Annotated in this window: 12 protein-coding genes; 8 read left to right on the forward strand and 4 right to left on the reverse strand. The window is 42.0% G+C overall.

What is annotated here, in order from left to right:
- Nucleotides 1-133: 133 nt before the first annotated feature.
- Nucleotides 134-1,252 carry an alpha/beta fold hydrolase gene (locus tag AZ66_RS21430; RefSeq protein ID WP_044356689.1) on the reverse strand — a complete coding sequence of 373 codons (1,119 nt, stop codon included), beginning with the start codon at nucleotides 1,250-1,252 and terminating at the stop codon, nucleotides 134-136.
- Between the two features lie 17 nt (nucleotides 1,253-1,269).
- On the opposite strand from AZ66_RS21430, the gene AZ66_RS31540 reads away from it, so the two are divergent.
- The 4 genes from AZ66_RS31540 (at nucleotide 1,270) to AZ66_RS21450 (ending at nucleotide 4,781) form a co-directional block, all read left to right on the forward strand.
- Nucleotides 1,270-1,791 (forward strand): TetR/AcrR family transcriptional regulator, encoded by a 522-nt coding sequence (locus AZ66_RS31540; protein ID WP_156160040.1) that lies wholly within the window; start codon nucleotides 1,270-1,272, stop codon nucleotides 1,789-1,791.
- 174 nt (nucleotides 1,792-1,965) lie between these two features.
- On the forward strand, nucleotides 1,966-2,148 hold the full coding sequence (locus tag AZ66_RS21440) for a DUF4177 domain-containing protein (protein WP_044356691.1): 183 nt from the start codon (nucleotides 1,966-1,968) through the stop codon (nucleotides 2,146-2,148).
- A 221-nt stretch (nucleotides 2,149-2,369) separates the two neighbouring features.
- Nucleotides 2,370-4,112: a Rieske (2Fe-2S) protein gene (locus tag AZ66_RS21445; protein ID WP_044356692.1), complete on the forward strand. Its 1,743-nt coding sequence runs from the start codon at nucleotides 2,370-2,372 to the stop codon at nucleotides 4,110-4,112.
- A 141-nt stretch (nucleotides 4,113-4,253) separates the two neighbouring features.
- Entirely contained in the window at nucleotides 4,254-4,781 is a 528-nt protein-coding gene (locus AZ66_RS21450) for a GNAT family N-acetyltransferase (RefSeq protein WP_044356693.1), read from the forward strand.
- A gap of 143 nt (nucleotides 4,782-4,924) precedes the next feature.
- Here the strand turns inward: AZ66_RS21450 and AZ66_RS21455 are convergent, their stop codons facing one another.
- On the reverse strand, nucleotides 4,925-5,932 hold the full coding sequence (locus tag AZ66_RS21455) for an aldo/keto reductase (protein WP_044356694.1): 1,008 nt from the start codon (nucleotides 5,930-5,932) through the stop codon (nucleotides 4,925-4,927).
- A gap of 259 nt (nucleotides 5,933-6,191) precedes the next feature.
- Here AZ66_RS21455 and AZ66_RS21460 point away from each other — a divergent pair, with 259 nt between their 5' ends.
- Nucleotides 6,192-7,160 (forward strand): arsenic resistance protein, encoded by a 969-nt coding sequence (locus tag AZ66_RS21460; RefSeq protein WP_197081750.1) that lies wholly within the window; start codon nucleotides 6,192-6,194, stop codon nucleotides 7,158-7,160.
- Between the two features lie 107 nt (nucleotides 7,161-7,267).
- Here AZ66_RS21460 and AZ66_RS21465 read toward each other — a convergent pair whose 3' ends face one another.
- A complete protein-coding gene (locus AZ66_RS21465) occupies nucleotides 7,268-7,585 on the reverse strand; it encodes a DUF2642 domain-containing protein (protein ID WP_044356697.1) in 318 nt (105 codons plus the stop codon).
- Between the two features lie 353 nt (nucleotides 7,586-7,938).
- Here AZ66_RS21465 and AZ66_RS21470 point away from each other — a divergent pair, with 353 nt between their 5' ends.
- Nucleotides 7,939-8,400 carry a hypothetical protein gene (locus AZ66_RS21470; protein ID WP_052648738.1) on the forward strand — a complete coding sequence of 154 codons (462 nt, stop codon included), beginning with the start codon at nucleotides 7,939-7,941 and terminating at the stop codon, nucleotides 8,398-8,400.
- Nucleotides 8,401-8,485: 85 nt separating this feature from the next.
- Here the strand turns inward: AZ66_RS21470 and AZ66_RS21475 are convergent, their stop codons facing one another.
- Nucleotides 8,486-8,767: a hypothetical protein gene (locus tag AZ66_RS21475; protein WP_044356698.1), complete on the reverse strand. Its 282-nt coding sequence runs from the start codon at nucleotides 8,765-8,767 to the stop codon at nucleotides 8,486-8,488.
- Between the two features lie 172 nt (nucleotides 8,768-8,939).
- Between AZ66_RS21475 and AZ66_RS21480 the strand changes: the two genes are divergently transcribed.
- Nucleotides 8,940-9,617: a response regulator transcription factor gene (locus AZ66_RS21480; protein ID WP_044356699.1), complete on the forward strand. Its 678-nt coding sequence runs from the start codon at nucleotides 8,940-8,942 to the stop codon at nucleotides 9,615-9,617.
- On the forward strand, nucleotides 9,614-11,118 hold a 1,505-nt coding region (locus AZ66_RS21485), incomplete at its 3' end, for a sensor histidine kinase (RefSeq protein WP_044356701.1). The genes AZ66_RS21480 and AZ66_RS21485, both read left to right, overlap by 4 nt.

The raw sequence follows: 11,118 nt of genomic DNA on the forward strand, positions 1-11,118 counted from the left end.
TTTCGTCATCTAGAAGAACAGTTTACGTTTATTCGACAGCAAGGAACTAATTTACTTCGAGATTATGTTGAGAAGGTTAAGATCGCTGACTGATGTGTTGGCGATCGCTTCTCTGGGTCGATACAATTCAGTATTAGGCTTGCAAAAATTTGATCATTTCGTTGAAAGCCAAATCGCGATGTCCTGCCTGGCAGTGCTGCTCGCCTCCTGTTTCTTTGGTGAACACCTTCGTCGTGATGGACGCCGCATTACATAGTTCATTTTGAATTTGCGGCAGTCGGCTGATCGGAACATACTGGTCATCCTCTCCAGCCAGCAGCAATACATCTTGATTGATCAACGAACCGATCCCGGCCATCGTATGCTTCTCGAAATTTTTGAGCATAGCGAACGGCGTTTTCTCGCCCGTATTTTCCATTCCTTTTATGACTTTCCAGCTCAAATCGATGCTTTCCTTCATCATGTTTTCGATCATTGCATTAACTTGATCAGCTTCATTGGCGTCCAAAAGCGTGCTTAGTTTGTTCCAGACATCTTCTGGCATTCGAATCTTCAATGCATCCAGACCGCTATAGAAAATATTGAACGCAATCACTTTATCGATCCGCTTCTCAAAAGCGGCGGCCCTCATCGCCAAATAACCACCCCATGAAGCCCCCAAGATGCTTACGCGATCGATCTTAAAGAAATCGATAACCGCTGAAAGCGGCTTTTCCCAGTTATGAATGAATTTCAAGCCGTTTTTAAGTGCCGTACCTTGTCCCGGACCGTCAAAGACAATAATATTATAGTGAATTCCTTTTATGAAGTTCATCATCTTAACCATTTCTTCCATGTATGAATCATATCCGCCAAATACGAGCAGCGTTTGCTTGGCGCCGGGCGTCACCAATTTAATCGCTGGCAGATAGGAATGTTCATACGGAATTTGATAGGACTCATAGTCAAAATCATGGAAACCTTTGTAGAAAGTCTCGCGGTATTTTTGATACATATTCTCTTTAGCCGGATTCGACGGATTCAGATAAAACTCAGCAGCCTGATAATAGACGGAAGCCAGATCATAATCCTGACGTTCTTCCCGCATAACCGCATATTCCAGCCAAGATTCATACCAGCTGTTCATGTCCTTCAATCTTGGAATTATTCCTTGCAAATCGCTGTTTGCCCGCTCGTCATCCTGATAGTAATCATTTAAAAAACGGTTGATTTGCAAATTGAATTGTTCATTGGCAACATATTGTTTAAACATACAATCCCTCCTTTGCGTTGTTACAAGGCCATCTTAAAGGAAGGGGCTTTACCCAGCAACAAGCAAAAAGGTTCTTAACGTACGAAATCGAACGATATGTACGCCAATCCACTTTTTACAGCCATTTTATCGATAAATACGATCTTCTGGAGAAACTTGTTCAACAGCATGCAGCTTCATTCGAGCAAGAAATATTGCGGCGTTTTGACTCCATGAAACAAGGGAATGTGGCTGAAGTTATCGAAATGATCGTCGAACAAACGGTTAAGCAAAATACCGTAATTTCCACACTGTTAAACGTACATGTACCTTCGGCGGATTTGCATGTGGAATTCGAGAAGATTTTATATCAAACTTGTTTATCCTTTCTGGGAAAGGAACTTACGGCACCAGCTGTATCAATAGAATATCTGGCCGGCGTGTATGCGGCAAACGCCATGGTATTGTTGCACTGGACTTTACAACATGGCAAGGATGAACATGCGATTGACCTTGCTTATCAAATGCAAAAGTTATTTTTGACCGAATTTCATAAGTGAAAATATGAGATTTAGACTACATTAACCATTTAATGAAACATATTTTATGCTGTTAAACGACTCAAAGGTACCCTTGTTTGTGATCAGAAATGTAAAAAAATGAAAGTACTAGACTGAAAAATAAAGTGTTAGACTGAGTATATCAAGCAGGGGGCTCACGAGGAGGATACATACATGTATACGTATCATTTTGAGAAAGTAAAGATTGGGTTGTCGTCGCAAAAAAACGTAGAAACTAAGGTGCAAGAGATCATCCACGAACATGCTAAGGACGGCTGGCGCTTAGTTCAAGTTATCCCACCATATCATGGGGCGACTACTCTGAGTTTCGAAATCATCTTTGAGAAAAAAGCATAAATAGCTAAGAGGGAAATAGATTATCGCGGTTCGATAGTCTATTTTTTTATATATTGAAGAATTCCAGCCAACAGATGGTGAGAATTCCATTAGGGAAAAAGGTTATGACCTAAGGCATAGAAAAATAATATCGACTTTCTAAACAAATATGTTTCAAAAGTGTTGGAAATAAGATATCCTAAATATGGGAGTCATCTGATATTGAAAATGGAGGCGTTTTCATGAATGGTTGGATTCAGGCTGGTACGGTAGATGAGCTGAGAGAGCGGGGATCGAAGCTAATCAAGGGTGGCATCGTTGTTTTTTATCACGAGGATAGAGTGCATGCGCTTGACAATCGGTGCCCTCACCTTGGTTTTCCGCTTCACATGGGAAGTGTGTGCAATGGAATTTTGACATGTCATTGGCATCATGCGCGGTTTGACGTATGCAGTGGAGGAACGCTTGACCCTTGGGCGGATGATGTACCTGTGCACGATATAACCGTTAATGACGGATTCATTTGGGTCAACCCGAATTCCCGGAACGGCAATCAAGTTCAACTGTATAAAGACCGACTTCTGAGTGGTATTGAGCAAAATATCGGCCTTGTCATCGCCAAAGCTGTAGTCGGATTAATAGAAGCTGGCGTTCCTGAGACGGAAATCGCTGCAATCGGGATCGAAATAGGAGTCAAACAACGTAGGCAAGGGTGGGGATCTGGATTAACGATCCTGACCGCGATGGTCAACATCCTACCTAAGCTTGATAAACAAGGTCGAATTCTTGCGTTATTTCAAGGCTTGCTACATACGGCGTGCGACTTTGCCAGAAGTGGAACCCGCTTCTTGCTCGATTCGCTCCCTAATACAGACGTTTCCGAAGAACGGTTAACAGAATGGTATCGTGATTGCATCGAAGTTCGGGATACGCAAGGCGCGGAAAGGGTGCTGCTGACTCTCGTGAAGGCAGGGGCGGATGAGAAGCGATTATTCTCAATGATGAGCATGGCGGCAACGGATCACTTCTATATTAACGGAGGCCATACACTGGATTTTCATAATAAAGCATTTGAGAGCTTGAAGTATGTCGGGCAAGAGCAGCGTAATTATGTCCTTGCTTCACTCGTTCCGATGTTTGGAAGCGCATCTCGAAGCGAAGAGCTTCATAGCTGGCAGTCTCCGATCAATTTGGTTCAGCCATTAAAAGAAGCGTTCGAGGAGCTGTCTAATAAGAGGATTGCATCTGATAGCAGGGAGGAATCTGGCATCGATGAAGAGGAGCTGCTCCTTGCTCTACTCGGAGACGATCCGCTCAGGACGGTTAGCATGCTGAAGGAAGCTTTACTCAATGGCGCCTCACCGGTTCGAATCTCGCAAATTGCCACATTGGCAGCGGCTGAACGGGTTGTCCGGTTTCATATGCAAAACGATTTCGGAGACTGGATTTCGGTGCTGCACACGTTTACGCACGCTCACGCTGTTCACGAAGGTTTGATCCGTTCCGCCGACCCATGGTTGGTTCGTGGAATTTTTCATACAGCGGCTACGATTTACCTTGATCGGTTTTTGAACATCCCAGCGGCTCCGAGACCGTCTGCAACTGGTGCGACCAAGGAAGTGCCGCAGCCCGCCGAGCTGCTTGAGATTCTCGACAAGCAGCAACAGGTGGCGCCGGCTGCGGAATGGGTAATCCGATATCTGCGCAGCGGCGGGAAGCCGGAGCCATTATTTAATGTATTGGGGCATGCGCTGCTTCGAGAGGATGCGGAATTCCACTCCTTCCAGATGTACGAGGCGGCCGTAGCAGAATATGACCGCTGGGCTTCCGAGTCGGGAACGTTCGCAGAGAAAGCCCGTGAAACACTGATTCTTGCGGTTACCCGTTATTTAGCAGCGCATGCTCCTACCTCACGTGAGACTCCTCATACGGCGACAATCGCATGGAGGCTCCATCGAGGAGAGAAATTGTTCGAAGAAGAATGAGTGTTAGACTGACCTGAGTATAAAGCCATCGGCAGTCTTAGACCGGAACAATAAAGTTCTATACTGCCGATGGTTTAATGAACTAAGACAAACATCTGTAGCGAGGAAGAAGATTTATTGAAGCTAAGGAGGAATTGATACATGTCTTCAAGCTATGAGAAAATTGCCTTTGTCTGGAATGAACCAAAGGAAAAGGTAGTGGTGCCAGATCGCTGCGAATTTACAAAAGTAATTCCAGAATTAGAAAACACGTTTAAAGAGATTATTAGTCAAGTAGTTGTAGATTCTTTAGATAGAGAGGATAAAAAACACATCACACCAGAGAGTCATCTTGAACTCGTAGAAAGCATTTTTAACGTGGACGCAGCATATTTCCAATACGAAAAAGAATGGTGGGAACTGGCCTACTATAATGGAGAAATTGTGGGGTTTATCCAGCCTGTCGTATTTAAGGACTGTGAGAAAAATGGATTGATGGAAGGAACGATACATTATATAGGTGTCATTCCTAAATTCCGTGGAAAAGGATTCATTAATGACTTGCTTTTAAGGGCAACTAGAATATTACAAGATATTGGAGTTTGGAGAATCTTTGCTGATACGGATGTTGAAAATATCCCGATGCGGAATGCTTTTGAGAAAGCAGGATACGAAAAAAACAAACCTTGAAGCTGCCTGCCGTGTCAAAGCGTGGGCAGTATCGAATATAAGAGATGCACTGTAACATTCGATGGGGTGATCATCATGTTTGTATTTGAGCAAAAAAGGAGTGTCTCAACGTGCCAATTTCGACGTTAAGACACTCCTTTTTATTACACGTTGATTGGTAGTGGTGCATCAGGTGCCACCAGTTTTTGTTCGCGCACTTCTTCCCAGAACGCTGCCGGGATTATAGTGTTCAATGCAGCTTTGTCTTCCGCAATTCGCTCAGGTCGACTAGCACCAGGAATGACAGCTGCAACTGCCGGATTAGCTAATGAAAATTGTAAAGCAGCAGCCTTGATGCTGATTTGATAACGATCTGCAATACTTTTGATTTTTTCGACTTTTGCCATAATTTCAGGAGATGCTTTTTGATATTCGAAGTGGGTACCTCCAGCAAGAACACCAGAGCTATATGGGCCACCGACGACAATGTCCATATTATTTTTTACAGCACTAGGCATTACCCGTTGTAGCGCACGCTCGTGGTCTAATAATGTGTACCGACCAGCCAACAAGGATACATCTGGCTTCTCATCTTCCAATTCCAGCATGAGTTCAATTGGTTCTACTCGGTTTACTCCGAGTCCCCAACCTTTAATGACTCCTTCTTCGCGTAAACGTGAAAGCGCACGGAATGCTCCTGTTCGGGCAGTTTCAAAATGCGAAATCCACATATCGCCGTAAAAGTCTTGCGCTACATCATGAATATATACAAAATCGATACGATCTGTTTGTAGACGTTTCAAGCTATCCTCGATCGAGCGAAGGGTTGCATCCGCGCTATAGTCATTGATGATTTTATTTTTACGGCCGAATTCGAAAAGCCCACCTTTTTCACCTAAATCACGTGCAGATGGATCTTCCAATTCATCCGAAATAATTCGACCTACTTTTGTACTCAACACATACTCATCACGATTTCTTTTCGACAGTGCTTCGCCAAGACGAATCTCTGCCAACCCTGATCCATAAAGAGGAGCAATGTCAAAGTAACGAATGCCACTTTCCCAAGCCGCATCTACTGTTGCGATTGCTTCTTCTTCCGGGATGTTCCGGTACATATTACCTAGCGGTGCAGTACCAAAACCTAGTTTACCTTGCAGTATATTTCTCATTTGAATAAACCCTCCTAAGATTTGTTCTGCATCGAATTGAAAAACTGATGAATCAGTAAACGATACTGACAAGATTGATTATTGATCATGGAGACTAAAAAGAGAAGTACGCACTTTGTAGTAACATAGGGACTAAAAAGTAACCTATACAACTTTGTAATACATGATCAACTTACTTTGTGCACCATATAGCAGGCAGTGATATGATGAACTATATAAAAAATGGTTATGATATAAATTGTATAAAAAGGAGAATGTATTGGTGTTTTCAAGGGAAAGTTTAGAAAAGAACCAAATCGGCGTGTATGCAGTGACATTACTTGTGGGAGGGGTAGTGGGCTTAGTCAGTCCACGCTTAGGAGGCTTGCTAGAACCCTTGGTTTCATTGGCGATTGCAATCCTTTTATTCAGTATGTTTTGTCAAATTCCATTTCTGAAGTTAAGGGAGGCACTCACGAATAGACGCTTCATAGGGGCCTTACTGCTTGTGAATTTTATCTTAATTCCATTGCTTGTACTCCTATTAATTCAGATTTTCCCTCAGCCTGGACCTGTTCTGATTGGAGTTTGCTTGGTACTTCTAACTCCATGTATCGATTATGTCATTGTCTTTACTCAATTGGGCAAAGGGAATGAAAAGTTAATTCTCGCGTCTACTCCAATACTTTTTGTTGTCCAAATGATCATGCTGCCTATATATCTGTGGCTATTCATTGGTGCTGAGGCATCTGAGATCGTGAGAATTGGCCCATTTGTTGAAGCTTTTGTTTACTTAATTATTGTTCCTTTATGCTTTGCATTACTCATTCAATATGTAGCCAGAAGAAATACACGCGGCATGAAAACACTGGACTTTACAGCATGGCTGCCTGTCCCGCTTATGGCACTTGTGCTCTTCATGGTGATTGGCTCTCAAATTGACAGGGTTGTTGAGGATTTTGATGTGATTATTGCTGTGATACCTATTTATGTATTATTCCATATCATTTCTCCGGTAATTTCACGAATCATATCGGCTGTTTTTCGTATAGGTCCTTCAGAGGGGAGAGCACTTATTTTCAGTGCTGGAACACGCAATTCGCTTGTTGTACTTCCTCTTGCGCTTACCTTGCCAGGGGAGATGGCTACAATAGCAGCGTCTGTGATCGTAACCCAAACCATTATTGAACTGATAGCGGAGCTTATCTATATTAATGTAGTACCTAATTTTATTTACCGAGATGTTTAGGTAAATATAAATATAGTTTGAGAACAGAGGCGGCCGGCCAGCAACGATCGGCTGCCTTTTTCATCTAAATATCCTCTTAGTCATGAAGTCTGAATCTCGTTCGTGGCTTATTTTTCGTCCGCTTTTTCAAAATATACGATTCCACATAATCGGATGTGATGCTTTTTTCCATGAACGATAAGGGTTACGTGATCAATGAAGACGTCATCCAGAATACCTACCAATTTGCCGACAGTTGTCGTAATGACAATCGGCAACCCTTTGTATTGAATCAATTGCTCGGTGAATTTGGGCTCCACAGCTGCCGTGTAAGTAACATGTTCCGGATGTACCGTAGTTTCCTTGCGTTGTACGTCTTCATTCCGATAATAATGCGGAGTTGGGAATACGGCTTGTGGGCAGCCATAGTACATAAAATGATTCATGTGCTGCATACTCCTTTGTCATAAATTGAATCACACATCTATTAACTTATGACAGATGCCTACATGGTGTTCCACTGCGCAACACCTGAAAGGGGTGCAGCGTATGAGTATTGCCTCATTCCGATATGTATTGGATGTTCTCCTCTTGTGTTCAGGACTTTCGATGCTGTGGACTGGATTCGCTCTGTAGTGTTAGTTCGACAATATAACGGAATTTTCTGCACTAATATTTACTTTACAATTCACAAAATAGTTCAACAGAACCTCATCTGTCTAAATATGGAATGTTATAATCATTATCGGTGATGGGTATTTATTCCATCATACTTTCTCATTCCAGGAGGGTTTGCCAATTGTTCAAGAAATCATTAATGATCACTTCGATGGCCGCTGCTCTATTTTGTAGTGCGATACTTCCGGCGACACAAGCATTTGCTGCTGCAAAACCTGCACCTGTAACATCAGTAGCCCTTAAAGTTATGGATGGACAAGTTGAAGCTTCCGGAAAATTGGGTGTGCTGGTAAGAGGTGCTCTTGGTGTAATTAAGGGATCTGTTACTACTGGTGGTGAAGTCCTCTACAATGTTGCAAAATGGCTTAATAAAGATACAGCAAAATATTTTGCCAACAACTCCAGCAAAATCATTGAAGGTATCGATAATGCAATAGCCAAAATCGATACGGCAAAGGATTATGCGACTGAAGACATTAGTACCATTGTTCTTGATGGTCTTCGCATGGCAGGTGTTCCTGATTCATACGGTGTACCAATTGCTGAAGCAATTACTACGACAGTTGACTGGCTTCTGCTGTAATTAACTTTGGTTAATTCAAAACCAATCTCCTGCCCGGTTATTACAAACCGTATGGGGGATTGGTTTTTGTGATATAAGCAGCTGCTTATACTTTCTGCTTTGCGACTTCTTGATATAATGTCTCCAGATGCTGCTGAGCGTCTCGAAGTTCATCTTTTCCCCTTAATGTAATATCATATTGGGAAGCTGTTATAGTTAAATAGCCTTCGTTCGTCAGATGATCCAGCTCTTGTTTTATTTGCTGTGGACTAAATTGATAGCCGTGGCTGTTAATTTCAGGTTGGATTTCCTCAGGTGTAAGTGCATGTTGATTCGCATGATACAACAGGTGTATTCGTGTAAATGCGTTTTCGAAATCAGAATGCATGGTGAAAAATCCCCTTTTCATAAATGGTATTCCAATCACTTTTATAATTGTTTATTTGTTCCTGCATTATGCATTCCCCCGACGAAACAGTTGAAATATATACCGGATCATGGTTAAACTTCTTGTAAGATCAGCTTGTATTCACTCTACAATAATCAACGAGGTTTAATACATGACAAAAACAATTCTAATTGTCGAAGACGAGCATATATTGCGGGAAATTATGAAAGATTATTTTAGTAGCGAAGGATATAACGTTCTAGAAGCAGGGGATGGCAAAGCAGCATTACAACTATTTCAGGAAAATAACGTGGATCTGCTTATCCTTGATATTATGCTGCCAGAATTAGATGGTTGGTCCGTATGTCGTCGAATTCGCAAAACTTCAAATGTACCGATTATTATGCTAACCGCTCGCGTCGATGAAGATGATACACTGCTTGGATTTGAACTGGGTACGGACGACTACGTTACCAAGCCTTACAGCCCACCAATCTTACTCGCTCGAGCGAAGCGATTGCTAGAAAACCGACAAATGCAAGAAATGGACAACGAAATCATCTCTAGTAGCGGCATTTCAGTTTATGTGCAGTCTCGCAACGTTACAGTAGACGGAGTTAGCTGTGGCTTAACTCATACTGAATTTGAAATATTAACATACTTAATGAAGCACAAAGGGATTATTATCACGCGCGAACAATTGATAACAAGAATATGGGGCTATGACTTTGAAGGCGATGAACGGACGGTCAACAGTCATATTCGGAATTTGCGTCAAAAACTAGGGGACAAATCTGATTGCATCGTAACGGTTGTTCGATCTGGCTATAAATTTGAGGAGATAACATGAAAAAAGGGATCGTATTCAAATTATTTGTGTTAACAACCGCATTATGTTTACTCATCCTCGCCATCATTTATTTTGGCCAGACCGTATTTTTCAAGAAATATTATATTCACCAAAAGGTAGAGAATGTGAAAGCAAGCCTTGAAGCATTCGCTCAAAACTATGCTAACCCAGACAATCACACGGTAGAGATACAGCGGCTGGAACAGGAATTTTATCGAGAGCATAATACATGGGTAACTGTACTGGATCAACTCGGCAATATTAAAGGAAGCAATGATGACTCCTCAATTGAAATTGAAATAAATGGCATTAGCGGTGGGGATTACGCGACCAAAACCATCACGATCCCTTTATATAGCTTTACTGATTTTCAGGGAATCCGACAAGGACATGAATTTCTACGAAAAGGAACCGACGCCGTAATTCAAGTCCTTAGAAAAGGGGCAGAAGTTATTCCTTATCGAATGAGCATATATAACTTCGCACTTACGTGGGAGAATAATCAAATCGCAAACAAAGAGCATGAGCTTTTTCCAAATGGATATGAAGGAGATAAGAGCGCTGGGAAATTCCCTATATTTTCCCTATATGGAACCATAACGAAAACGAAGCTTCCTGCAAAAAATGAAGCTATACGATTTATTTATTCGAACCACCTGTTCTTAGACCGAATCAGAGCATTTCAAGCGGAATTGCTGGTGAAGAATGCAGAGGAGGCAGCAGCTACATTAGAAGGTACGTACGAAGAGAATGATATCAAATATAAACAGTTTGTTTTGCCTATAAAAGACAAAGAGGGGAAGGACGCTTATCTATTTGCAATGACCTCCCTGCAGCCAGTTGATGAAGCTGTACAGATGATCCAGGATTATTATCTTTATCTCATTGTATTCGTTCTGGTTCTTATATTGCTGGCCTCGTTCTATTATTCTAAAGGTATCGCAAGACCTTTATTGCGAATTAATCAAATGACCAAGAAAATAACGGAGCTGGATTTCTCTGAAAAGCTTCCGATTACTTCAAAGGATGAAATCGGGGATCTCTCCCGCAATATTAATGAGTTATCGGACACGTTACATTCCTATATCCAAAAGCTTCAGCATGACATTGAAAAAGAAAAGCAATTGGAGCATATACGCAAGGAATTCATTTCCGGTGTATCGCATGAATTGAAAACACCTCTGAGTGTCATCCAGAGTTGTCTGTCGATCTTGAAGGATGGGGTAGCGAACCACAAGAAGGATTATTACTTTGCTGCGATGGAGAATGAAGTGAAGAGGATGGATCTTCTCATCGTGGACATGTTGAAATTAGCGAAATATGAATCAGGTACCTATAAAATACAACTGGACACGTTCCGTATCGATACAGTCATTGATGAATCATGTAAGAAGCTCTCTACAGAGATTGCTGGGAAGCAATTGAGTTTACACGTATCTCTTGCTCCGCTCGAAGTCGTGGCCAATCAGCTCCTCATCGGTCAAGTAATCATCAACTTTAT

The sequence above is a fragment of the Paenibacillus sp. E194 genome, from assembly GCF_000935845.1.
Taxonomy (GTDB): Bacteria; Bacillota; Bacilli; order Paenibacillales; family Paenibacillaceae; genus Paenibacillus_B; species Paenibacillus_B alvei_B.

What these genes read in the sequence shown, in the direction of transcription:
- AZ66_RS21430 (WP_044356689.1), bottom strand. Translation starts at nt 1,252, where the DNA reads ATGTTTAAACAATATGTTGCCAATGAACAATTCAATTTGCAAATCAAC.
- AZ66_RS21440 (WP_044356691.1), top strand. Translation starts at nt 1,966, where the DNA reads ATGTATACGTATCATTTTGAGAAAGTAAAGATTGGGTTGTCGTCGCAA.
- AZ66_RS21445 (WP_044356692.1), top strand. Translation starts at nt 2,370, where the DNA reads ATGAATGGTTGGATTCAGGCTGGTACGGTAGATGAGCTGAGAGAGCGG.
- AZ66_RS21450 (WP_044356693.1), top strand. Translation starts at nt 4,254, where the DNA reads ATGTCTTCAAGCTATGAGAAAATTGCCTTTGTCTGGAATGAACCAAAG.
- AZ66_RS21455 (WP_044356694.1), bottom strand. Translation starts at nt 5,932, where the DNA reads ATGAGAAATATACTGCAAGGTAAACTAGGTTTTGGTACTGCACCGCTA.
- AZ66_RS21465 (WP_044356697.1), bottom strand. Translation starts at nt 7,585, where the DNA reads ATGAATCATTTTATGTACTATGGCTGCCCACAAGCCGTATTCCCAACT.
- AZ66_RS21475 (WP_044356698.1), bottom strand. Translation starts at nt 8,767, where the DNA reads ATGCATTCTGATTTCGAAAACGCATTTACACGAATACACCTGTTGTAT.
- AZ66_RS21480 (WP_044356699.1), top strand. Translation starts at nt 8,940, where the DNA reads ATGACAAAAACAATTCTAATTGTCGAAGACGAGCATATATTGCGGGAA.